Source organism: Streptomyces albireticuli, assembly GCF_021228125.1.
Taxonomy (GTDB): Bacteria; Actinomycetota; Actinomycetes; order Streptomycetales; family Streptomycetaceae; genus Streptomyces; species Streptomyces albireticuli.
Genome location: NZ_JAJQQS010000016.1, coordinates 177,469 through 200,927, shown reverse-complemented (window position 1 = coordinate 200,927; position 23,459 = coordinate 177,469). Strand labels below are relative to the sequence as shown.

The 23,459-nt window shown below is 73.9% G+C and carries 14 protein-coding genes; 8 read left to right on the top strand and 6 right to left on the bottom strand.

From position 1 onward, the window contains the following. Nucleotide 1 precedes the first annotated feature (1 nt). Both LUZ64_RS26430 and LUZ64_RS26425 read right to left on the bottom strand, forming a co-directional pair. On the bottom strand, nucleotides 2–1,402 hold the full coding sequence (locus tag LUZ64_RS26430; protein WP_095579279.1) for an amidase: 1,401 nt from the start codon (nucleotides 1,400–1,402) through the stop codon (nucleotides 2–4). After that, a complete protein-coding gene (locus LUZ64_RS26425; protein ID WP_095579278.1) occupies nucleotides 1,395–3,005 on the bottom strand; it encodes a hypothetical protein in 1,611 nt (536 codons plus the stop codon). The genes LUZ64_RS26430 and LUZ64_RS26425 overlap by 8 nt, the downstream gene beginning before the upstream one ends. A gap of 476 nt (nucleotides 3,006–3,481) precedes the next feature. Between LUZ64_RS26425 and LUZ64_RS37265 the strand changes: the two genes are divergently transcribed. Genes LUZ64_RS37265 through LUZ64_RS26390 form a run of 7 tightly spaced genes read left to right on the top strand, consistent with a single transcriptional unit; the run spans nucleotide 3,482 to nucleotide 10,860 of the window. Then, entirely contained in the window at nucleotides 3,482–5,029 is a 1,548-nt protein-coding gene (locus tag LUZ64_RS37265) for a phosphotransferase (RefSeq protein WP_143593026.1), read from the top strand. Then, nucleotides 5,026–5,766: a class I SAM-dependent methyltransferase gene (locus LUZ64_RS26415; protein WP_170116666.1), complete on the top strand. Its 741-nt coding sequence runs from the start codon at nucleotides 5,026–5,028 to the stop codon at nucleotides 5,764–5,766. The genes LUZ64_RS37265 and LUZ64_RS26415 overlap by 4 nt, the downstream gene beginning before the upstream one ends. Continuing rightward, the gene (gene purB / locus LUZ64_RS26410; protein WP_095579276.1) at nucleotides 5,763–7,055 is read left to right on the top strand and encodes an adenylosuccinate lyase; all 1,293 of its coding nucleotides are present in this window, start codon (nucleotides 5,763–5,765) and stop codon (nucleotides 7,053–7,055) included. The genes LUZ64_RS26415 and purB overlap by 4 nt, the downstream gene beginning before the upstream one ends. Further along, the gene (locus LUZ64_RS26405; RefSeq protein WP_095579275.1) at nucleotides 7,042–7,446 is read left to right on the top strand and encodes a GNAT family N-acetyltransferase; all 405 of its coding nucleotides are present in this window, start codon (nucleotides 7,042–7,044) and stop codon (nucleotides 7,444–7,446) included. The genes purB and LUZ64_RS26405 overlap by 14 nt, the downstream gene beginning before the upstream one ends. Further along, nucleotides 7,443–8,198, top strand: coding sequence for a gamma-glutamyl-gamma-aminobutyrate hydrolase family protein (locus LUZ64_RS26400; RefSeq protein WP_095579274.1), 756 nt, complete (start codon nucleotides 7,443–7,445; stop codon nucleotides 8,196–8,198). The genes LUZ64_RS26405 and LUZ64_RS26400 overlap by 4 nt, the downstream gene beginning before the upstream one ends. Then, nucleotides 8,195–9,592, top strand: coding sequence for a 50S ribosomal protein L11 methyltransferase (locus LUZ64_RS26395; RefSeq protein WP_095579273.1), 1,398 nt, complete (start codon nucleotides 8,195–8,197; stop codon nucleotides 9,590–9,592). Before LUZ64_RS26400 ends, LUZ64_RS26395 begins: the two co-directional genes overlap by 4 nt. Then, nucleotides 9,589–10,860 carry an MFS transporter gene (locus LUZ64_RS26390; protein ID WP_143593024.1) on the top strand — a complete coding sequence of 424 codons (1,272 nt, stop codon included), beginning with the start codon at nucleotides 9,589–9,591 and terminating at the stop codon, nucleotides 10,858–10,860. The genes LUZ64_RS26395 and LUZ64_RS26390 overlap by 4 nt, the downstream gene beginning before the upstream one ends. A gap of 42 nt (nucleotides 10,861–10,902) precedes the next feature. Here the strand turns inward: LUZ64_RS26390 and LUZ64_RS26385 are convergent, their stop codons facing one another. Together LUZ64_RS26385 and LUZ64_RS26380 are read right to left on the bottom strand one after the other, a co-directional pair. Beyond that, nucleotides 10,903–12,486 (bottom strand): amidase family protein, encoded by a 1,584-nt coding sequence (locus LUZ64_RS26385; RefSeq protein ID WP_095579271.1) that lies wholly within the window; start codon nucleotides 12,484–12,486, stop codon nucleotides 10,903–10,905. A 74-nt stretch (nucleotides 12,487–12,560) separates the two neighbouring features. Beyond that, entirely contained in the window at nucleotides 12,561–13,130 is a 570-nt protein-coding gene (locus LUZ64_RS26380; protein ID WP_232398870.1) for a VanZ family protein, read from the bottom strand. 503 nt (nucleotides 13,131–13,633) lie between these two features. On the opposite strand from LUZ64_RS26380, the gene LUZ64_RS26375 reads away from it, so the two are divergent. After that, nucleotides 13,634–14,014: a hypothetical protein gene (locus LUZ64_RS26375; RefSeq protein ID WP_095579270.1), complete on the top strand. Its 381-nt coding sequence runs from the start codon at nucleotides 13,634–13,636 to the stop codon at nucleotides 14,012–14,014. A gap of 36 nt (nucleotides 14,015–14,050) precedes the next feature. Here the strand turns inward: LUZ64_RS26375 and LUZ64_RS26370 are convergent, their stop codons facing one another. Then, nucleotides 14,051–17,890 (bottom strand): type I polyketide synthase, encoded by a 3,840-nt coding sequence (locus LUZ64_RS26370; protein ID WP_095579269.1) that lies wholly within the window; start codon nucleotides 17,888–17,890, stop codon nucleotides 14,051–14,053. Then, nucleotides 17,883–23,450: a type I polyketide synthase gene (locus LUZ64_RS26365; RefSeq protein ID WP_095579268.1), complete on the bottom strand. Its 5,568-nt coding sequence runs from the start codon at nucleotides 23,448–23,450 to the stop codon at nucleotides 17,883–17,885. Before LUZ64_RS26365 ends, LUZ64_RS26370 begins: the two co-directional genes overlap by 8 nt. Nucleotides 23,451–23,459: the final 9 nt, after the last annotated feature.

The following is a 23,459-nucleotide window of genomic DNA, read 5'->3' as shown; positions in this document are numbered from 1 at the left end:
GTCAGGTGCCGGTCCTTTCAGGGTGTGCGTCGCGCCGGGGGTTCGCGGCTTCGACTTCCCGCGCGAGGCGCAGTACGAGCGCGTCGTGGTGGCGGGCGGCGGCGAGCTGGAGGCCCGCGGGCAGTCCGCCGGGCCCGTGGCCGGCCGGTACGGAGACGGCCGGCAGGCCCGCCATGTTGAAGGGGAAGGCGGCGGGTGCCCAGGACAGCCACGCCAGGGGGTCGTCGTAGGCGGGCGCGGCGGGGTGCCACGCGTCCACGGCGAACGGCCGTACGGGCACGGTGGGCATGGCGAGCACGTCGAAGCGTGCCAGGCAGTCCAGCAGCCGGCGGGTCAGCTCGGCGCGCTCGGCCTCGGCGCGTACGAGCTGGACGGCGGTCAGTGTCCTGCCGTGCCGGACCACGGGGAGGCGGGCGGGGTCGGCCCGGGTGTCGTCCGTCTCGGGGGTGCCGGCCGCCTCGGCGGCGGCGAGCAGGGTGACCAGCGCCGGGTAGGCGTCGTCGAACGGCGGTGATATCGCCTCGACGTGGTGCCCGGCGGCGGCGAGCCGTTCGACGGCCGCCCGCTGCGGATCCGCCGGGATACCGGCGGCCGGGGCCCGGAGGCCGTCGATCCAGGCGATGCGCAGCGGTCCGTCCGGGGCGGGGGGTGCTTCGTGCGGTGGGAGGAGGGAGTCGGGGTCGCGCGCGTCCGGCCCGGTCATCACGCGGACGAGCAGTTCGGCGTCGGCTACCGTGCGGGTGAGCGGGCCGAGGTGGGCCAGCCGGTCCGGGCAGTAGGGCACGTAAGGGACTCGGCCGTGGGTGGGTTTGAGGCCGACGAGGCCGCAGAAGGCCGCGGGGATGCGGATCGATCCGGCGCCGTCGGTGCCGGTGGCCGCGAGGCCCAGGCCCGCGGCGACGGCGGCGGCCGCGCCGCCGCTGGAGCCTCCGGCGCTCAGCGAGAGGTCCCACGGGTTGGCCGCGGGCGGGCCGACGCGGTTGACGGTGCCGGCGCTCCAGCCGCCTTCCGACGTGGTGGTCTTGCCCAGGACAAGGGCCCCGGCCCGGCGCAGCCGGGCCACGGCGGGCGCGTCCCGGTCGGGCACCGCGTCGCGCAGGGGCAGCGAACCGCGGGTGGTGCGGATGCCCTCGGTCGCGGTCAGGTCCTTCACGCTCAGCGGTACGCCCAGGAGGGGCCGTCCCTCCCAGGCGTCGCCGCCGAGGGCGAGGAGGCGCCGCTCGGCGCGCGCGGCGTCGGCCAGGGCCCGGTCGGCGGCCACGGTGACGAAGGCGTGCAGGAGGGGGTCGAGGTCGTCGACGAGGCGCAGGGTGGCCTCGGTGTACTCGACCGGGGACAGCTGCCGGGTCGCGTACAGGCGGCGCAGGCCCGCGGTGTCGAGGTGGCGGAGGGCGTCATCCATAGAAAGCGCGGAACCATGGGTTGCCGAAGTCGCGGACGGTCGGCCGGTGCCGGCTCATCGCCTGGTGCAGTGCGGCGAGGACGCCTCCGGAGGCGACGGCCGCGCGCAGGTCGTCCGTGGTGTACCGCTCGCCGGTGGCGCGCATGAGCCGCAGGTCGTAGAGGCCGGGCAGGCGGCGGCCCGCGTGGTCGATGCCGAGCGGGACGCGGATGGCGAAGCGCACGTTGAAGCTGACGTGTCCGGTGTGGTGCTGGTCGGAGTGGTGGGTGACGTCCGGCATGGCCGGGGCGAAGAACCAGTCGTCGCGGCCGGGGACGCGGTCGGTGATGCCGAGGGTGTGCGGCAGGTAGTGCCAGGTGTTGAAGCGCATGCGGGCGCTGTAGGCGCTCAGGGTCCTCACGAGGCCGGCGCGGTCCTCGCCGAAGGACTGGGTGAAGGCGGTGCTGGGGGCGACGCAGCAGAAGAAGTCGCCGGTCCTGAGCGCGAGCGGATCGTCCGGGCCGCTGCTGCCGGGGTCCAGGGGGGCGAAGGAGCGGGGCCCGCGTCCCATGGCGACGTCCGACGCGGTCGCCTCGGCGAGGGTCGTCATAAAGCGGGTGAGCAGGGCTTCGTAGGCGCTGCTGAAGCCCCGGGGGGCGGGTGCGGCGTGGAGGGTCTCGCCGAGTTCCTCGAAGGCGGGCGCGGTCTCCTCGACGGTCGCGGTGTCCGTCGCGATGCCCGCTTCCCGTTCCAGGAGGGCGCGCAGCGGGAGGGGGGCGTCGGGGTAGCCGACGGCCGGCCGCAGCTGGTGTTCGGTCTTGTTGAGGTTCGCCCCGTGGATGAGCCGGTAGAAGACCGTCCCGTTCCGCAGCCGGGCCCGTCGTAAGGCGGCGCAGTGCTCGGCGAGGGAGGTGAGCCGGGCGGCGGTGGCGGTCTCCCCGGTATCGGGGGGCTCGCCGCCGTATCCCCGAATGCGCTCGGTCATCAATGCCGCGACGGCGGCGGACGTGAGGTGGGTGCCGTTGGCCTCTTCGAGCCGGGCCTGGGTTCCGCTGCTCAGCAGGAAGGCGGAGAGTGCCACGAAGGCGGCTTCCTCGTCCGGCCATTCCGCGACCGGGGTGGCGTGGAGCCCGGCGATGACATTGCCGTCCGCCGCGGGGGACATGGATTTTCCGGGGAGATTACTGGTTTTCCCTAGATTGGAGAAGAACTTGGCACCGACATAGACTTGGACGGGTGCCATGTGGAGTAATGTGTGGCTGATGCGCTCCAGGTCCTTCTGGACCTCGCCCCGGGGGCGGCCCATCAGATACTTATGGAGTTCGGCGCGGTCCGCCTCTTCCACCGCCTGCCGGTCCTGATATCGGCGGTATAACTCGGTGCGCGTCGGCTCGTCGGTCACGACTGATCCCACGACATGGGAGCCGGCCGGGACGTCGGACGCGTCCCATAAGAAGCGCAGGCGGCCGGTCCGCTCGACAACCAGCAGGTCGGAGCCGGAATCCGGGCCCAGACGCAGCGCCCGTGCGGATATCTCCCGGACGAGGAGGCGGTCGGCGCCGGTGAGAGCCGCTCGGCCGACTGCTTCGGGAAGGCGCCCGTCGAGGGTGAGGACGGTGCGCACGGCCTTCCTCGCGCTACGGTGCCGCCGGGCTTTCCCGGCCGTCGACTCGAGCAGATGAGGAAATCCCTCGGGCTGGATTGAAATGATTTTCCCCACCTCTTTTCGGGCCGCTCTATTACAACGGCCTGAGGTCGTTACCAATTCAAATTCCAATAATTCCAGACGCTAGCACCGTGAACAGCGGGTGCACTAGAGGTTAACAGTGTGGCCAAGATCACATTCACGGACGGTTGACTGAATCACGAAAAAGAGGAAACTCCGACCCGTCGGCAATGCAATCAATATCTCCTGCTACAGGACCGGCCCGGCCCGGGTGCCTTTCATTGGAATCTTGTGATAGGTGTGGTAGGAATGCGCTCGGCTGCCCCATGGGGCGGCCGGTGAAAGAACACGGAGTAATAGCGAAAGAGACATCGCCTTCCGACTGTTTCAGCCCCGGCCCGCGGGCCGGGCAATTCAACGGGTCAGGTATCTGGATGAGCGAATTACTCACCGAGTCGGCGCGCCCCGCCACGGCGGCCGAGCTGGCGGACCTCTACGCCGCTCTCGCCGGTCGGGGCCTCGTGCCCGACACCGTCGTCCCCTCCGTCGTCGTCGTGGAAGTGCCCGGCCACGACAGCCTGGTGCCCCGGCTGACCGAACGCCTAGGGCCTTTCGGGGTCAGGGTCGTCGCCCTGGGAACCCTCGCGCCGACGGCCCCGGGCGCGGGGAGAAGTCCCGGCGGTGCCGCACGCGGCACCTACTTCCTGGGCGGCGAGCTGCACGGCTGGTTCCTGGAATCCCCGGACCCCGGCCCCCACTCCGGCCCCGCCGACACCGACAGCACCGACAGCACCGACAGCACCGACCAAGTCGAGCCGATCGCCTCCGCGGTCATCGCCGCCCGGCTGCGCTCCTGGGCCGCGGCCACCCGCCCGGTCCCCACCGTCACCCGCTTCCACCGGCCGGGTTCCGACTCCATCGGCGTCGTCCAGTTCGACGCCGGGACCGAACTCGTCGCCAAGATCGGCGAAGCGGGAATGATCCGCTCCGAGACCGGCTTCACCTCCCGCACCAACGACAGCCTCACCGGCATCGGCCGGGACCCCCTCTTCCCCCGGCTGCACGGCGTACACATCGAGGGCCGGCAGGGCGTCAGCATCATGGAGGCCGCCGAGGCCGCCGATCTGGAACGGCGGCTCTTCAGCGACGAGGCCAGGACGGAACTCGCCCCCGACGCGGCCGACGTCCTCGCCCCCTACCTCGGCCAACTGGCCCGCTGGTACCGGCTGACCGCCGGCGACCGGCGCCCCACCAGCGCCGACTACCTCTACCGCGAGCGCTTCCACGCCCTGCGGGAACAGCCCGCCCTGCGCTCCACCTTCCGGCTGTGCTTCGGCGACCGCGACCTCGACGCACACCTCGCCGCCGACCTCACCCTGCCCGGCGGCACGCGCGTCCCCGGCTACACGGCGGCCACCGCGTGGCTCGACGAGCACGCCCCCCACCTGCTGCCGCACACCGGCGCCCAGGTCCACGGCGACATCTACCCGACCAACATGCTCAGGCGCGCCGGCGGCGGCCCGGTCTTCATCGACCCGCGCACCGTCTGGGAACAGCGCCCGCGCCCCGACATCGGCTACGGCGACCCGGTCTTCGACCTCGCCACCCTGCTGCACGGACTGCTGCCGATGCCGGCGATCCTGCACGCCGCCCGGCAGGGCAAGGCCGCCGCCCTCTTCGGCGACGCGTTCGACCCCGCCCGGCCGCACGACGTCAGCGCCCTGCGCCTGCCGCTGCGGTTCTCCGACCGCCTGCGGGCGATGGAGGACCGCCTGATCGCGACCGCCCCCGGCACCGAGCCGGCGCACACCGTGCGCTGCCGCCTCTACATCGGCGCGGCCTGCTCGCTGGCCGGGTGGCTGAAGTACGAGAACACCCTGCGCACCCCGCACGCGTGGACGGCGACCTACGCCTACACCGTCTGGTACCTGTGGCAGGCCCGCACCGTTCACGAGCAGCACACCGCCGAGGAGCTCGCGTGACCGCATTGGACTACAACCAGCTCGCCGCCGAGTACGCCCGCCACCGTCGCCCGTACCCCGGACTGGTGGAATTCCTGGCCGAATTCGCCGGTGTGAACGGCGACTCGAACGTCCTTGAGATGGGCTGCGGCACCGCCAACCACCTGGCCGCGCTCCAGCGGCTCACCGGCGCCCGCGCGCTGGGCGTCGACCCCTTCCCCGAGATGCTCAAGGCCGCCGCCACCCACGAGGCCGAGCTCGAACTGCGCACCGGGCGCGCCGAGGAGATCGACGGACTCGGCCTCCCCGAAGCGTCCTTCGACCTGATCTTCTCGGTCGACATGATCCACTACGTCCGTGAGCCCGCCCGCTACTTCGAGGGCGCGCTGCGGGCGCTCAAGCCGGGCGGCGTGCTGTGCACCGCCACCGACTCCGAGGAGATCATCCGCACCCGGGTGCCGGTGGCGCAGTACTTCCCCTCCACCGTCGAGGTCGAGCTCGGCCGCCACCACGCCATCGACGACCTGCTGGCCGCGCTGCGGGACGCCGGGTTCACCGACGGGCGGCGGCGCGTGTTCGAGAGCACCTACGAGCTGACCGACGTCACCAAGTACCGCGAGAAGGCGTTCTCCTCCCTCCACCTCATCCCGGACGAGGAGTTCGCCTCGGGTGTCGCCGCGCTCACCGCCCGGCTCGCCGAGGGGCCCGTCCTGGCCAACAACCGGACCTGCGCCGTCCTGGCGCGGAGGCCCGAGTGATCCCCCGGTACTCCCGCCCGGAGATGGCCCGGCTGTGGACCGACGAGGCGAAGTACGCCTCGTGGGTCCGGGTCGAGGTGCTCGCCTGCGAGGCGCAGGCGCGGCTGGGCAGGATGTCCGAGGCCGATCTCGCCGCCGTCCGGTCCGGCCGCGTGCCCACCCCCGAGGAGGTGCGCGAGCAGGAGCGCACCCGCGACCACGAGATCCTCGCCTTCCTCGCCGCGTACACCGCCTCCGTCCCCGACGACGCGGCCCGCTGGGTCCACTACGGCATGACCAGTTACGACCTGGTCGACACCGCGCTCGGCCACACCCTCGCCGCCTCCACCGACCTGTTGCTCGCGGCCGCGGCGCGGCTGCGGGACGTCCTCGCCTCGCGGGCCGCCGAACACTGGGACACTGTCTGTGTGGCGCGCACCCACGGCATCCACGCCGAGCCGACGACCTTCGGGCAGAAGCTGGCCGGATTCGCCTTCGGCGTCCACCGCTCCGTCGTCCGGCTGCGGGCGGCCCGCGCCGCGGTGGCCGTCGGTACGATCTCGGGCCCGGTCGGCACGTACGCGAGCGTGGACCCGTTCGTCGAGAGCTATGTGTGCGAGGCCCTCGGTCTGGGCGTCGAGCCGGTGCCCACCCAGGTCGTGGCCCGCGACCGGCATGCCGAACTGCTCGGCGCCGTGGCCGTCCTGGGCGCCGTCGTCGAGCAGATCGCCCTGGAGATGCGGCTCCTCCAGCGGACGGAGGTCCGCGAGGTCGAGGAGCCTCGCTCCAGCGCGTACCAGGGCTCCAGCGCCATGCCGCACAAGCGCAACCCCACGTCCAGCGAGCGGCTGTGCGGGCTGGCCCGGGTGCTGCGCGCCAACCTCGGCGCGGCCCTGGAGAACGTCGCGCTGTGGCACGAGCGGGACCTCGCCCACTCCTCGGTCGAGCGCGTGGTGCTGCCCGACAGCCTCATCGCCGCGCACTACCAGGTGACGGCCGCCGCCGAACTCGTCGAAGGGCTGCGCGTCTTCCCCGACCGCATGCGCGCCAACCTCGACGCCACCGCCGGCCTGATCCACAGTTCGACGGTGATGCTGCGTCTGATGGCCGAGGGCTCCGAGCGGGAGAAGGCCTACCGCTCGGTGCAGGACGCGGCCACCGAGACCTGGGAGACCGGCCGGCACCTGCGCGAGACCCTGCGCGACCGGGGCATCGTCACCGGCGAGGACGACTACGACCCCACCCGTTTCCTGCGCTCGCGGGACGCCATGCGGCGACGACTGGAGGAACTGCTCCATGTGGAAATGTGAAGTGATCGACGCGGCCGACCTCGACGTGGCCGAGGTCGCCGAGCTCTACCGGGCGTCCGGCCTCGCCGAGCGCCGCCCGGTGGAGGACACCCCCCGCTTCACGGCGATGGTGGCGGGCGCCAATCTCGTCGTGGTCGCCCGGATCGACGGCCGCATGGTCGGCATCGCGCGCTGCCTGACCGACGGCGCGTACGTCACCTACCTCAGCGACATCGCCGTCGACCGCGCCCACCAGCGGCGCGGCATCGGGGTGGACCTCATCGAGCGGGTGCGGCAGGCCGCGCCCCGGGCGAAGATCGTGCTGCTGTCCGCCCCCGCGGCGACGGAGTACTACCCGCACATCGGGTTCACCCGGCACGGCTCCGCCTGGGTCATGGACGCGGCGAAGTGAAGGAGAGCACCATCGACAAGCCGACGGTGGGCATCACCACCTATCAGGAGGACGCCTCCTGGCGCGGGTGGCACCGGCACGCCTCCCTCGTCCCGACCGACTTCGTCGCCGCGGTGACGGCGGCCGGCGGCGTCCCCGTCCTCTTACCGCCCTCCGGCGCCGAGCCCGAGGCCGCCGCCGTCATGTCCGGCCTCGACGGGCTGCTGCTGGTCGGCGGCGCCGACATAGACCCCGCCCTCTACCGGGCCGAACCCGGCCCCTGGACCGGTGTGCTCGCCCCCGAGCGCGACGTCTGGGAGAGCGCCCTGCTGCGGCTGGCGCTGGAGGGGGACCGGGCCGTCCTCGGCGTGTGCCGCGGCATGCAGCTGATGAACGTGCTGTACGGCGGGACGCTCCTCGCCCACCTGCCCGACCGGGTCGGCAACGAGGACCACATGCCCCCGGAGCCGGTGTTCGCCTCCACCCGGCTCAGTCTGCGCCCGGACACCCTGCCCGGCTCCCTCCTCGGCACCGCGTACGACCTCCCCTGCTTCCACCACCAGGCCGTCGACACCCTCGGCGCCGGTGTCGTGGCGACCGGGTGGAGCGCCGACGGAGTCGTCGAGACGCTCACCGTGCCCGGCCCGCGCTTCGCCCTCGGCATCCAGGGGCACCCCGAGGTCGGCCCCTGCCGGCCGGTGTTCGAGGCGTTCGTGGCAGCGGCGGCGGAGCACCGGGTCACCCGCGAGCGGGGCGGTGTCACCGCCGTATGACCGCACCCGACCCCGGCACCGTCACCGATCTGCTGCGGCGGACCGCCTTCGCCGACCGGGTGGAGCACGCCCGGCGGCGCTCGGAACTGCCCTGGGAACCCTGGCCCCCCGCGGCCGCAGCGCCGTCCCACGACACCGGCGCGGCCCTGTGGAACGTGCTCCACCTCGGCCTGCGGCCGGACCACCGCCCCGACCCCGCGCTCGTACCCCGGCTCGCGGCGCTCGGCCTCACCGACGGGACGGGCGCGCCGGGCCGCTGGGAGGTCACGGCGTTCCGCGGCCTGCTCGCCGCCCGCGACCGGCCCGGGGCCGCGCGGGCCGGCGCCGGCGACGTCTACATCGGCGAGGACTCGCTGCGGTTCGTCGACACGATCCTGCGGGCCCGCCCCACCGGCCGCGCCCTGGACGTGGGCTGCGGCTCCGGCATCACCACCTGCGCCCTCGCCCTGGGGTGCGCCGAGGTGACCGGTGCCGACCTCCAGCGGAGCTGTGTGGAGGCCACCACGCTCTCGGCCGTGCTCAACGGCCTCGACGACCGCGTCCGCGCCTGGCACGGCGACTTCTTCCGCGACTACACCCCGGACGCCCCGCTCAACTGCGTAGTCGCCAACCTCCCCTACGTGCCCGTGCCGCCCGCCCTGCGCTATTCCCCGGCCGGCGACGGCGGGCCCGACGGCCTGGACCTCAACCGGAGGCTGCTGCGGCGGGCGGCGGACCTCCTCGATCCCCGGGACGGGCTGCTCGTCACCCGTTTCCAGAGCCTCGGCGACGCCTCCGGGCCGCTGCTGCTGCCCGACATCGAGGCGTTCGCCAAGGAGGCCGGTCACGACGTCACCGTCGTCGCCGACGGGCGTACGGTGCCCGAGGTGCGGGCCGCGCTCACCGCGCTGCACGCCCTGCGGCACAACCCCGGGCTGACGGCCGGTGACGTGCTGGCCGCCGTGGACGCCCATATGCGCCGCTTCGAACAGCCGCACTACTTCGCCTGCGGGATGATCAGCCGCTCCGGCGGCACCGGCGTGGTCACCTTCACCGACCTGTCCGGGGCGCTCACGCTCGACGACACGCTCACCGCCGCCCGCGACGCGCCGGACGACGCGTCGGGGGCGGCGCTGCAGCTGTACCGCGGGCGGGCGCTGGACCTGCCCGACGGTTTCTGGGAGCTCGGCACGGCGGACGACGTCGCGGCGCCCGAGCGGCGGCTGCCGGCCCTGCTCGGCACGCTGGCGGAGGCGGGTGCCGACGGCGTCACCGGCCGGGACCTCGCGGCGGAGGTCTTCGCGGACCGCTTCACCGCCGACCCGATCCGCGCGCGGGCCCTGTTCGTCACCACCGAGCTGATGGCGGGCTGTCTGGCCGACGCGGGCCTCGTGGAAGGCGGTGCCGCTCGGTGAGTCGGCGGAACGGCCGGGGCGGGGCCGGGACCGGGATGCCGCACCGGTCGGCGGTCCTGGTCCTCGCCCTCGGCGCCTTCGCCGTGGGCACGGACGGGTACGTCACCACCGGCATCCTCCAGTCGATCGCCGACGACCTGCGCGTCTCCGTCTCGCTCGCGGGCCAGCTGGTGACCGTGTTCGCCCTCAGCTACGCCGTCAGCGCGCCCGTGCTGATGACGCTGACCGCGAACGTCGGCCGACGCGTCATGCTCCACGGCTCTCTCGGGGTCTTCCTGTTCGCCAACGTCCTCGGCGCGCTCGCCCCCGGTTACCCGACGCTGCTGACGGCGCGGGTGCTGGCGGGGGCGTCCGCGGCGGTGTACATGAACACCGCGGTGGCCGCGGCGACGGCCATGACCGACGAGCGCCACCGCGGGCGCGCGGTGGCGTTCGTCGTGGGCGGTCTGTCGCTGGCCACCGCTCTCGGCGTACCCCTGGGCACTCTGGTGGGCGCCTTGGGGAGCTGGCGCGTCACCCTGGGCCTGATCGCGGCTCTGGCGGCCCTGGGCATCGCCGCGCTCGCCCTCACCCTGCCCGCCACGCCGTCCCCACCGCCGGTCACGATGTCGGCCCGGCTGCGGGTGGCCGCCGAGCCCGCCGTCCTGCTGGCCGTGCTGGCCAACACCTGCGCGGTGGCGGGCGGCTTCACCGTCTACACCTATCTCGCGGTGTTCGCCCGCGACGTGACGGGCCTCAGCGCGGCGGGCGTCAGCGGGGTGCTGTTCGCCTGGGGTGTCGCCGCGGCGGCCGGCACGGCGGTGGGCGGCCGGATGAGCGACCGCCGGGGGCCGGACCGCGCGTATCTGACGGGCGTCCTCGGTGTCGTCGCGGCCTTCACCGCCCTGGCCCTGACCGCACTCCTCACCCGGTTCGCCGAGGGCCCGGCGACGGTGGCCTTCCTGCTGGCCACCGTCGCCTGGGGCGTCCTCTACTGGATCGTCCCGGGGGCGCAGATCCAGCGCGTCATGGACCGCGCGCCGGCCGCGCCCACCATCGCCGTCTCCGTCAGCAGCGCCTCCTCCTACCTCGGCGTCGCGCTCGGGGGCGGCCTGGGCGGGGCCACGCTCTCACTGGCCTCGTCCCCGTTCCTGCCCCTCACGGGTGCCGCGCTCCTCGTCGCCGCGGCCGTCCTGACCGCACGGCAGATGAAGGAGCCGGTGGTGTCGTGCGCCGGCGGCCACCGGCACGGCGTGGCGCCGCCGCCGTCGGACCGACCGTCACGGTGAGGTGCCGGGCCGACGGCGGGTGCTTCCCCTGAACGCCGGTCCTCACCGTGAGGCCTCGGTCCGGCCCAGCGTCGGCAGGTAGCGCGGGGCCCGCCAGGCGTCCAGGCGGTGCTCCACCGCGGCGCCGAGGGACAGCAGTGCGGCGTCCTGGTGACCGCCGGACATCAGGAGCAGACCGACGGGGAGTTCGTCCACGAATCCGGCGGGCACCGACAGGGACGGGTACCCGGCCACGGCCGCGGGCGTGGAGGACGGGATGATGTCGTTGTCGCCCCGCCCGCAGTCGGTCGTCCAGGCGGGCGGGTTCGCCGGGGAGGCGATGGCGTCCAGGTGGTGGGCGGCCATGGTCTCGTCGATGGACCGCCGGGAGAGGTCCTTGAGCTCGGCCCTCGTCGCCCGGTAGCGCGCGTCGGTGGTGGGGGGCGCGGCGAGCGCCTGCTCGAACAGCTCCTGGCCGGCGAAGCAGGTCCGCTCCTCGGGGTGTGCGCGGTTGAACTCGATCAGCTCGGCGAGGTTCCGGGGCCCGTTCCGGGTGGCGAGATAGGCGTCGATGTCCCGGTGGAACTCGCTCAGCAGCGCCGGGAATTCGAGTTGCGCGAGCCTCTCCTGGTACGGGGGCGTCACCTCGACGACCTCGGCCCCGGCGTCGCGCAGCTTCCCGGCCGTACGGGTCATCAGGGCGTCCACTCCGGGCCCGAGCGAGGGCAGCCGCCAGAGGCCGACGCGCTTGCCGCGGAGTCCGGAGCCGGGGCGTGCCGATCCGTCCGGGAGCCGGGCGGAGTCCAGGGATCCGCCTTCGGCGAGCACGGCGAGGGTGAGCGCCGTGTCGGTCACGTTGCGCGCCATGGGGCCGGCCGTGTCCTGCTCGGCGGAGATCGGCACCACCCCGGCACCGCTGACCGTTCCGAGGCTGGGTTTGAAGCCGACGACCCCGTTCATCCCGGCGGGGCACACGATCGAGCCGTCCGTCTCGGTGCCGATCGCCACCTGCGCCAGCGACGCGGCGAGCGCGGCGGCCGAGCCGGAGGACGAGCCGCACGGGTTGCGGTCCAGGACGTAGGGGTTGTTCGTCTGCCCGCCCACCGCGGACCATCCCGAGGTCGGCTTCGTCGCCCGGAAGTTCGCCCACTCGGAGAGGTTGGTCTTGCCGAGGATCACCGCTCCGGCGTCCCGTAACCGGGTCACCAGGGCGGCGTCGTTGGCGGGCGGTCTTCCGGCCAGCGCCGACGATCCGGCCGTCGTCGGCATGTCGCGGGTGTCCACGTTGTCCTTGAGCAGGACGGGGATGCCGTCGAGCGGACCACGGGTTCCGCCGTGCCGGTGTCTGGTGTCGCTGGCGGCCGCCTGCCCGAGGGCCGTCGGGTCGATGCGCAGGACCGCTTTGATCCTCGGGTTGACGGCCCTGATCCGCCGCAGGTAGGCGGTGGTCAGCGCCGACGAGGTCAGCGAACCGTCCGTCATACGGGCCTGGAGTTCCGGGATGGTCACGGTGTCGAGATCGATTCCGGGCGCCGGCGGGCCGCCCGGGCCGGCGGCCTCGGCTTGCGCGTGCGGGACCGGTGCCCCGGTCAGGAGGGCCCCCGCGATCAGGGCGGCGGCCAGGGTGGCGACGCTTCTCTGCCTCATGGGGGTAGCGGACAACACGGCCCCCTTCCGGCACAAGAGGGCCGTGACGGCCCGGGCCCGGCCGGGCCCGGGGCTCACTCCCCCGTCCCGGGCGTCCCGCGCTGTGTGAAGCGGTGCCACCAGTGGTGGCGCCGGGGGTGCAGGGCCCGGCCCAGCCTGCGGCCGAGCAGCAGGTATCCCAGCAGGGCGCCCGTCGTGTTGAGGAGCACGTCGTCGATGTCGAAGGCCCGGCCCGTGATGAGGGCGCCCTGGACCAGCTCGACCAGCAGCATCACGGCCGCGGTGACGACGGCGACGCGGAGCGCTCCCCTGGCGCGCGGCAGCAGCACCGGCAGCAGCAGGCCGAACGGAACGCCCAGCGCGATGTTGCCACCGACCTGCTTGACCGTGTCCCGGAAGGCCGGCCGGGAGAAGTAGGCGCGGAGGGAGTCGCCCGGGCGCAGGTTGCTGTGCGTCAGCGGTTCCGAGACGGCGGAGGGTTCCAGGGTCAGCCGGGCCAGCACCACGCCGAAGGCCACCATGCCCACGAAGGCCAGCAGCATGATCACGACGCGCAGCGGCCGGGTGAGGCGCGGCCCGCCGACGGCCCCGGCACGGTCCTCCGTGTCCTTCGCGGCCTTGTCGTGCGGGACCTCGCGCGCCATCACGCCCTCCGTCAGCCTTCGCCTGCCTGCCCCTTTCGGTTACCCCCGGCGGGGTGCGGCACGCTCTCCGGAGACGTCAGGGGTGAGCGTTCAGAGCACGAGCGGTACCCACAAGCGCCCCGGGGCGCCGCCACCGGGCCGCCGTACGAGCCGGTCCGCCCCCGCCGCGCCACTGACCACGGATACGACCAGGTACGGGGGCGGGCGCGTGTTGCACACCACCGTGACAGGAGGTGTCCTGGCGGCAGACGGGCACCGTGACACCCGACGGCAGTGAGGGACCGTGCCATGGCATCACCACCGCCCCGCACCCGTACGCCGGCCGTGTTTCCCCGCGGGCTGTGGCCGCGGGCGAGCGGCGGCAGGGGTGGGCGGACGCGTTCCGAGACGCCGGGTACGAACGGATGTCACCCGGACAGCCCAACACGACCGGAAACCGCTGCCGCCGAGCCGTCCGGTCGCCTCCGGCACCGCCTGTTCCCCCGACCCGCGAAGGAGCTCCCGTGAAACGGCACCGACTCGGCCCACGCGCCCTCGCGCTCCCCCTGCTGGCGGCCCTGCTGACGGCCTTGACGCTCGGCCCGGCCGGGGCCGCCCGGGCCGCCGACCCCTGCGGCACCAAACCCGCCGACTACGTCGGCGCCACGTACCGCGTCATCGCACCGGAACTCATCCTCAGGATCACTTTCCTCGCCGGCGGCGCGTTCGAGTACGAGCTCGAGGACGGGGTGGTCCACCAGGGTACGTACACGGCCACGGCACAGGTCCTGACGCTCGTCTCCGAGAGCAGCACGGACCGCAGCGTGTTCCGGGGCTGCGACGGGACCTCGACGAGCCCCGGCTTCATCGCCTTCCCGGGCGCCCTCGTCGCCCGGAGCGCCTGAGCGCCCCGGGGGGCACCACGCGCGCGGGAACGGTCGTCAAACGGGCTTCACCTCCGCCAGCCAGTCGTGCAGGTTCGCTGAGATCAGGTCGGCGTGCTGGGACAGGATGGTGAAGTGATCGCCGGGCAGCTTGCGCACGCGGTGTGCCAGTTCGGCCGGGAACGGGTGGTCCTCCGAGCTGGTGGGCACACCCGCGACGACCTCGCTGGCGAGCAGGTGCAGGATCGGCGCCTTCAGCGGGCCGGGCCGCCAGCCGCTGAAGATCCTGCTGTAGCCGCCCATCGCCGCGATCTGGCCGCTGGTGGTCACCGTCCGGTCCGGACGGTCGAGCGACATGCCCATGAGGTCACGGCGCCGGATCTGCTCGCGCATGAACTCGCTGCGGGTCTCGGTCTGTTCCATCTCCTCCTCCGGCAGGTAGGAGTCCAGCAGGAGCAGCGCGGTGACGGGGACGCCGGTCCGCTCCAGGTGCGCGGCCAGCTCGTGCGCGAGCCAGCCGCCCGAGGAGTAGCCCGCGATGATCAACGGGGTGCCGGCCAGCTCACGGCGCAGCGGTTTCGCCAGCATCCGCATCAGGGCGGCACGGTCGGCGGGCAGCGGAGCCTCACCCGCGAATCCGGGCGACCACAGTGACCACACGTCGGACGCGGGGGCCAGCCCGGCGTGCAGGTAGGAGTAGGGCAGGTCCAGGTTGGGGAAGATCGGCGGGGTGAGGCCGACGATCGTGGGGCCGCCCGCCCCCGCGCCCACCTTGCGCAGTTCGGCGAGATCGCGCGGATCGTCCTGGTCGAACGTGTCGCGGGTCTCGGAGGCCGCGCGGGCCAGGCGGAGGGCGACGTTGATCCGGCCGGTGCGGATCGCCCGGATGTAGAACGAGGCCAGGCTGCCGTCGCTTTCGTCGGCGTTCTCGGGCGCCGGGTCCACCGGCCCGGTGCCGGATTCCGGAACCTCGTTCCGGGACCGGGCGGTCCCCGCGATCTCGTCGAGCGTGCCTTCCTCGGCGCGGGCGGCCAGCTTTTCCAGTACGCGCTCGGTCAGATCGACCACCGTGGGGTAGTTCAGCACGTCGGAGAGTTCGATCTCCACCCCGGCATCGGTGCTGAGTTGATCGCGCAGGTCCTCCGCGCCCAGCGAGTCCATCCCGAGATCGCGGAACGTGTCCTCGGCGTCGACCTGGTCATCCGGTCCGTTGCCCAGCGCCCGGCCCAGGCACTCACGGACCAGCGTCTCGACGCGGTCGTTGCGCTCCTGCTCGGGCAGTGCCCACAGCAGAGCCGCGGGCGAGCGCCGGTCGGGCTCGCGCGTCCCGGGGTCGTCGGAGATCAGCACCGGCATGGTCCACTCGCGCTCGATCCAGTACCGGCTGCGCTGGAAGGCGTAGCCGGGCAACGGGATGCGCCGCGCGCCTGTGCCGGCCAGGACGGCACGCCAGTCCACCGCCGCGCCCATCACGTGCGCGCGGCCCAGCGCGCGCACGAGCGCCGCTGAACCGGTCACCGCGCCCTCCGTCTCCTCCGGCACGGCCAGCACGGCGGGACCGTCGGGCAGCTCGGCGGCCATGCCCGCGGTGTCCCCACCGAACACGAGCAGCAGCCGATGACCGTCGGCCCGCAGCTCGCGGGCGGCCGAGCCGGATTCGGCGGCCGGCACCGTGCGGTAGTCGTCCTCGGCCGGACGGTCCCGCAGCCAGCGGCCGGTGTCCCCGCACAGCACCGGCACACCGGGCGCGGGGGGCGGGACATCCACGGCGTCGGGTTCGACGCCCGCAGGACACCCGGCCGCGATCCGCAGCGCCGAGGACAGGGACAGCCACCCGACCGCCCAGGACGCGGCCAGCCGGCCTGATCCGTGTCCCGCCAGCGCCGCCGGGCGCACCCCGGACGCGCACCACACTCGTGTCACGCCGGTCAGCACGGCCAGCGTGGCCGGGGCCGACACATCCGGCCGGTCCAGTGCCGGCGCGTCCGGGTCGCCGCGCAGCACATCCGTCAGAGACCAACCGACCAGCCCGGCCAGCACCGCCGCGCATGCGGAGAGGTGCTCGGCGAACGGCTCGGCCTCGGCGTACTGCGTGGCCAGCGCGCGCACCACGGCCGGGGTGCACTCGTGCGGGTACAGGAACGCGGTGGTGCCGTTCCGCACGGCGGCGCCGGAGACCGCCACCGTGGCGCTCCCGGTGTCGTCCCGGCCCGTGCTCAGCGCGGTCAGGCCCGCGGCGAGGTCGGCCGGGCGGGAGCCGAACACCACCGCGCGGTGCGGCAGGTGCGCCCGGGTGGTGGCCAGCGACCACGACAGGTCCAGCGGATCCGGGCGCACCCGGTCGAGGTGCTCGTGCAGCGCGGCCGCCTGCGCGGACAGCGCCTGTTCGGTCCTGCCCGACAGGGTCCAGGCCAGCAGTGGCGGGACGGCCCGGTCGCCGGGCCCGGGGTCCGGGTCGGGCCCGGGGTCCTCCAGGATCACGTGCGCGTTGGTGCCGCCGACTCCGAACGCGGACACGCCCGCCCGCCGGGGACGCCCGTCGCGCGGCCACGGGACCGCGCTGGTGAGCAGTTCGACCCCGCCCTGCGCCCAGTCGACCCGGGGGGTCGCCGTGCCGATGTGCAGGGTCCTGGGCAGCGTGCCGTGCCGCATGGCCAGCACCATCTTCACCACGCCGGCGACTCCGGCCGCGGCCTGGGTGTGAGCGAGGTTCGACTTCACCGCGCCGACCAGCAGCGGCGGCCGGTCGCCGCGGTGGCGGCCGTACCCGGCCAGCAGCGCCTGCGCCTCGATCGGGTCGCCGAGCGCGGTGCCCGTGCCGTGCGCCTCCACCGCGTCGACGTCCGCGGGCGACAGGCCGGCCGAAGCGAGCGCGTCGGCGATCACCTGCTGCTGCGCGGTTCCGTTCGGGGCGGTCAGCCCGGAGGAGGTGCCGTCGGAGTTGATCGCCGATCCGCGCAGCAGCGCGAGCACCGGGTGGTGGTTGCGGCGTGCGTCGGAAAGCCTCTCCAGCACCAGCATTCCGGCGCCCTCGCCCCACGCGGTGCCGTCGGCGGCCGAGGAGAAGGGCTTGCACCGGCCGTCCGGTGCCAAGGCGCGCTGCCGGGCGTAGTCGATGAACAGCAGCGGGCTGGACAGGATGGTCACCCCGCCCGCGAGCGCCAGAGTGCACTCGCCCGCGCGCAGCGACTGCGCCGCCAGGTGGAGCCCGACCAGGGACGAGGAACAGGCGGTGTCCACCGTGAGCACGGGCCCCTGCAGGCCGAACACATAGGCCAGCCGGCCGGAGGTCACGCTGCCCGCGTTGCCGATGGAGAGCTGGCCCAGCATGTCCTCGGGCATCTCGCGGATCGCCGTGGCGTAGTCCGCGTTGGACAGTCCGAGGAACACGCCGGTGCGGCTGCCGCGCAGCCCGGCCGGATCGATGCCGGCGGACTCCAGCGCCTGCCAGGTGACCTCCAGCGCGACCCGCTGCTGCGGGTCCATGCCGAGCGCCTCCCGCGGTGAGATGCCGAAGAACTCGGAATCGAAGTCGGCCGCGTCGTCGAGGAAGGCACCGTGCCGGACGTAGGAGCGGCCCGGCGTGCCCGGTTCCGGGTGGTAGATCTGGTCTTCGGTCCAGCCGCGGCCGGCCGGGAAGCCGGTGATCACGTCCCGCTCGGCGGCGAGCAGTTCCCACAGCTCCTCCGGCGAGCCGATCCCACCGCCGAACCGGCAGCCCATGCCGACCACGGCCACTGGGTCGTCGACGGGGTTCTCCAGCTCCCGCAACCGCTCCCGGGTGCGCTGGAGTTCCGCGGTGACCCGCTGGAAGTACTTGACGAGCTTCGGGTCCTCGCCCACAGCTTTCGGTTCCTCTCCACTCGGCCGGGCGGTCCCGGCTGCCGGCTCACGCATCGCCGAGCTCCCGGTCCACGAAGGCGTAGAGCTGGTCCACGGAGGCCGAGCTCAGCTCGTCCACCCCGGGCCCCGGCTCGCCGTCCAGCGCGCGCAGCGCCGCCCGCAGTCGTCCGCGCAGCGCGTCGCGCCGCGCGTCCTCGCCGGCCAGCGCCTCCTCGACCGCCCGCGCGAGTCCGGAGAGCTGATCCGGGCCGCGCTCGGCGGGGCCGTCCGCCGGTTCCTCCGCGCCGGCGGCGTCCGGCGCGACCTCCGTGCCGAGGTGCGCCGCGAGGGTGGCCGGAGTGGGGTAGTCGAACACCAAGGTGGCGGGCAGGTTCAGACCCGTGGCGGTGTTGAGCCGGTTGCGCAGCTCGACCGAACTCAGCGAGTCGAATCCGAGGTCTCCGAACGGGCCGTCCGCGGGCACCCCGTCCGCGGACGGGTAGCCGAGCACGGCCGCGATCTGCCCGAGCACCAGGTTGAGGAGCTGCCGGTCCCGTTCGGCGGGGCTCAGCCCGCCCAGCCTGCGGGCCAGGTCCGCCGGGGACTCGGCGGGCGCGGCGGACCGCGCGGAGCGCCGGCGGCGGGCCGGGCGGACCAGATCGCGCAGCAACGGCGGAATGCCTTCCTCCCCCAGGCCGGCCACGGTGACCAGGTCCAGCCCGATGGGCACCAGGTGGACCCTGTCCGAGCCGGTCGCGGTGTCCCAGAGGGCCAGGCCCTGCTCGACGGTCAGTGCGCGGATCCCGGTGCGGTCCATGCGGGCCCGGTCCGCGGCGGCCAGCCCGCCGCCCATCCCGTCGGTCGTGCCGGTCCCGCTGTCCGGCGCCCACAGGCCCCAGCCGAGCGAGCGGGCCGGGAGCCCGGCGGCGGCACGCTGCTTCATCAGCGCGTCCAGGAAGGCGTTCGCCGCGGCGTAGGCCCCCTGGCCCGCGGTGCCGAACACGCCGGCGGCCGACGAGAAACACGTGAACTCGGCGAGATCGAGCTCCCTGGTCAGCTCATGCAGGTGCCAGGCTCCGTCGACCTTCGGCGCCAGCACATTGTCCACTTGCCCGTCCGTCAGCGACTCCACCAAGCCGTCGTCCAGCACACCTGCCGCGTGGACCACGGCGGTGAGCGGGTGTGCCGCGGGAATCCCGGCCAGCACCCGGGCCACGTCGTCCCGCCGGGCGACGTCGCCTCGCGCGAGCTCGGCGTGCGCGCCGAGCTCGCCGAGTTCGGCGACCAGTTCCGCGGCGCCGGGGCTCTCCGCGCCACGGCGCGAGAGGAGCAGCAGCCTGCGGGCGCCCCTGCTCGCCAGGTGCCGGGCCAGCGTGCGGCCCAGCGACCCGAGCCCACCGGTGATCAGCACGGTGCCGTCGGGGTCGGGCGTACGGGCGGCCGAGCCGCCGTCGCTCTCCGCCGGACCGTCGTCGCGGTGCAGCCGGGGCACCAGCAGCTCGCCCGCGCGCAGCGCCACCTGGGGCTCACGGGCCGCGGACGCGACGGCGACCGCGTCGCGCAACGCGGTGTCGGCCGGCTCGTCGACGTCGACCAGCAGGACGCGACCCGGGTATTCGTTCTGTGCCGAGCGGGCCAGCCCGTAGGCCGCGGACAGTGCCAGGTCGGGTTCGTCGCCCGCACGCACGCCGAGCGCGCGCTCGGTGCGGACCACCAGCAGCGAACCGGCGAACCGCTGGTCGGTGAGCCACACCCGCAGGTGCCCGGTCAGCTCGGTGAGGGCGGCGCGGACCCGTGCGGTGACGTCGTCCCCGGCGGGACGGGCCGGGCGTAGCACCACAACCGGCGGCACCGGGTCCTCCGCGTCCGCCAGCGCGGCGAGGTCGAGCCGACCGGTCCCGGGGTCGTGCCACTCACCGGAATCGTCCACTGTGGACGGCCGGCGCACGGGCACCCAGTCCTGTGCGAGCAGTTCCGCGCCGTCCTCGGCCGGTCCCAGCAGGTAGGACTCGTCGGCGGGAAGCGGCCGGAACACCAGGGAGTCCACCCTGGCCACGGTGGCACCGGTCTCGTCCGCCAGCGTGATCGCCACGTCACCGTTCCCGCCGGTGACGTGCACCCGCACCGTCGAGGCTCCGGCCCGGAACAGCGACAGCCCCGACCAGGAGAACGGCATCGAGCCGCTGCCCTCGTCGATCCCGTCCAGTTGCGGGCCGAGACCGACCGCGTGCAGTGCCGCGTCCAGCAGCGCCGGATGCAGGCTGTAGCGCTTCGCGTCCCCCGCCGCTTCGGCGGGCAGGGCGACCTCGGCGAACATCTCCGAGCTCCCGTCGGGGTGGTCGCGTCGCCAGAGGGTCCGCAGACCTCGGAACGCGCCCTCGTAGCGGAAGTGCCTGCCCTCCACCACCTCGTCGTAGACGTCCGCGACCGGGATCTCCCGCACGTCCCGCGGCGGCCAGTGCGCGAGGGTCGTGTCCGGCGTCGCGGTGCGGATGCCCAGGTAGCCGAAGGCGTGTGACCGCCATGGGCCCGGCTCGGCCCGGCCCACGCCTTCCGGCCGGGAGTACACCCGCACCGGGCGGCGGCCGGTCTCCTCGGTGTTGCCCACCACCACCTGCACCGAGACCCCGCCGTGCTCGGGCAGGATCAGCGGCGCCTCGACGGTCAGTTGTTCGAGCAGGTCGCAGCCGACGTGCTCGCCCGCGGCCAGCGCCAGTTCCACGAAGCCGGTGCCGGCCAGCAGGGGGATGCCGCGCACCTGGTGGCCCCCGAGCCAGGAGTGCGACTGGAGGGACAGCCTGCCGGTGAGCAGCACGCCGTCGCCCTCGGCCGCGGACAGCACGGCGCCCAGCAGCGGGTGGCCCACCGGGAGCAGCCCGGTGGAACGCAGGTTCAGCCCGTTCCCGTCGGGCACCAGCCAGTACCTCTCGTGCTGGAACGCGTAGCAGGGCAGGTCCGCCGTCCTGGCGGGCGCGGCGGGCAGCACGGCGGGCCAGTCCACCTCCACGCCTTGGGTGTGCAGCGCGCCGAGGGCGAGCAGCACGTCCTTGGTCTCGTCACGATCGGCCCCGCGCAGGGTGGGCACCACCGCCTCGTCCGGCCCGGCGTCCCGGCCGGCCAGCGCGGAGAGCACCGCGCCCGGTCCCAGTTCGAGCAGGACGCGTGCACCGGCGTCGCGTGCGGTGCGCAGCCCGTCGTGGAACCGCACCGTCTGCCGGACGTGCGCGGTCCAGTACGCCGGCGAGCGCAGCTGCTCCGCCGTGGCCGTCTCGCCGGTGAGGTTGGAGATCACCGGGATTTCCGGATCGTGCGTCGTCAGCCCGGCCAGAACCGTGCTGAACTCGGCCAGCATCGGTTCCATCAGCGGCGAGTGGAACGCGTGGCTGACCCGCAGCCGCCGGGTCCGCCGTCCCCGGCCCGCCCGGTCGGCCTCCAGTTCCGTGATGTCTTCGTCCGCGCCTGAGACGACCACCGTGTCCGAGGCGTTCACCGCCGCGACGGACACCCGCCGCTCGCGCCCCGCCAGCCAGGGGGCCAGGTCCCGCTCGGTGCCCTGCACGGACAGCATCGCGCCGCCCTCGGGCAGCGCGGCCATCAGGCGGCCTCTGGCGGCTACCAGCCGGACCGCGTCCGGCAGCGACCACACCCCGGCCACGTGCGCCGCGCTGATCTCCCCGATCGAGTGTCCCAGCAGCATGTCCGGGCGCACGCCCCAGGAGTGCATCAGCCGGAACAGCGCGACCTCCACCGCGAACAGGGCGGCCTGGGCGTAGTCGGTGCGTTCGAGCAGGTCCGGTTCGCCCTCCAGCACGGTCCGCAGCGGAGTCGCCAGCTCCCGGTCGAACAGCTCGCACACCTCGTCGAACGCCTCGGCGAACACCGGGAAGGAGGCGGCGAGCTGCCGCCCCATGCCGAGCCGCTGCGCGCCCTGGCCGGTGAACAGCACGCACAACCCGCCGCCGGCCGCGGCGCCCACCGCCACGTCGGGGACCAGGCCGGTGTCGAGGTAGCCGCGCAGCGCGGAGGTGAGTTCGGCCCGGTCCCGGCCGGGCACCGCCAGCCGGTGGCGGAAGTGGGTGCGGCGGGTGGCCAACGCGTGCGCCAGCCCCTCGGCGGAGGGAGCGTCACCGGACTCGGCGAAGGCCAGCAGCCGGGTGGCCTGGGCGCGCAGCGCGTCCTCGGTCCGGCCCGACACCGTCCACACCAGACCGGCGGACGGCACGCCGGGCTCCGGCGCCTCCGGCTCGACGTGCTGTTCCAGCACGACATGGGCGTTGGTGCCACTGATCCCGAAGGAGGAGACGGCGGCGCGGCGCGCTCGACCGGTCTCCGGCCAGGGCGTCGCGTCGGCGAGCACGCTGACCCCGTTCACTCCCCAGTCCACTTTCGGGGTGGGGCTGTCCACGTGCAGCGTCTTCGGCGCGAGACCGTGCCGCATCGCCATGATCATCTTGATGATGCCGGCCACGCCGGCCGCGGCCTGCGTATGCCCGATGTTGGACTTCAGCGAGCCCAGCAGCAGCGGCCGGCCGGGCAGCCGGTCCTGGCCGTAGGTCGCCACCAGCGCGGTGCCCTCCACCGGGTCGCCGAGCGGGGTGCCGGTGCCGTGCGCCTCGACCACGTCGACGTCCTGGGTGGACAGTCCGGCGTCGGCGAGCGCGGTACGGATCACCTCCTGCTGGGCGGTGCCGTTGGGTGCGGAGAGCCCGTTGCTGGTGCCGTCGGAGTTGACCGCCGAGCCGCGCAGCACCGCGAGCACCTGATGGCCGTGCCGCCGCGCGTCGGACAGCCGCTCCAGTACCAGGAGACCCGCCCCCTCGGCCCAGATCGAGCCGTTCGCCCCGGCCGCGAACGCCTTGATCCGGGCGTCCCGGGAGGTGACGCCCTGGCCGCAGAACTCGACGAACGTCTCCGGAGTGCTCAGCACCGTCACACCGCCCGCCAGTGCGATCGGGCACTCGCCGGCGCGCAGGGCCCGCATCGCGAGGTGGGTGGCGACCAGGGAGGACGAGCAGGCGGTGTCCACGGTGAGGGCCGGGCCGTGGAAGCCCAGGGCATAGCTGATCCGGCCCGAGATCACGCTCATGGTGTTGCCGGTGATGCCGTACTGGGAGAACTGGTCCGTGCCCTGCCAGAGCATCTCGTAGTCGTTGCTGGACGCGCCGACGAAAACCCCGGCCCGCTCGCCCACCAGCGAGTCCGGCAGGATGCCCGCGGACTCCAACGCCTCCCAGGCCAGCTCCAGCACCAGCCGCTGCTGCGGGTCCATCACCAGCGCCTCGCGCGGGGAGATCCCGAAGAACGCGGGGTCGAAATCGCCCGCCCCGCTGAGGAAGCCGCCCTCGCGCACATAGGACCGGCGCGCCTGCTGGGACTCCGGATCGGCGTCGTAGAGCTCCTCGATCGGCCAGTGCCGGTCCCCGGGGAAAGCCGAAATGGCGTCCGTGCCCGCGGCCACCAGGTCCCACAGCTGGGCGGGCGAGGCCACGTCGCCGGGCAGCCGGCACGACATGCCGACCACCGCGATCGGCTCGGCGGACCGCTCCGTCGCGTCACGCAACTGCTCCCGGGTGCGTAACAGATCGGTGGTGACCCTTTTCAGATATTGCCGGAGCGTGCTGACTTCATCGGGCATGAATGACTC

Coding starts and splice junctions, on each gene's coding strand:
- LUZ64_RS26430 (WP_095579279.1), bottom strand. CDS start 1,402: ATGGATGACGCCCTCCGCCACCTCGACACCGCGGGCCTGCGCCGCCTG.
- LUZ64_RS37265 (WP_143593026.1), top strand. CDS start 3,482: ATGAGCGAATTACTCACCGAGTCGGCGCGCCCCGCCACGGCGGCCGAG.
- LUZ64_RS26405 (WP_095579275.1), top strand. CDS start 7,042: ATGTGGAAATGTGAAGTGATCGACGCGGCCGACCTCGACGTGGCCGAG.
- LUZ64_RS26395 (WP_095579273.1), top strand. CDS start 8,195: ATGACCGCACCCGACCCCGGCACCGTCACCGATCTGCTGCGGCGGACC.
- LUZ64_RS26385 (WP_095579271.1), bottom strand. CDS start 12,486: ATGAGGCAGAGAAGCGTCGCCACCCTGGCCGCCGCCCTGATCGCGGGG.
- LUZ64_RS26380 (WP_232398870.1), bottom strand. CDS start 13,130: ATGGCGCGCGAGGTCCCGCACGACAAGGCCGCGAAGGACACGGAGGAC.
- LUZ64_RS26370 (WP_095579269.1), bottom strand. CDS start 17,890: ATGCGTGAGCCGGCAGCCGGGACCGCCCGGCCGAGTGGAGAGGAACCG.
- LUZ64_RS26365 (WP_095579268.1), bottom strand. CDS start 23,450: ATGCCCGATGAAGTCAGCACGCTCCGGCAATATCTGAAAAGGGTCACC.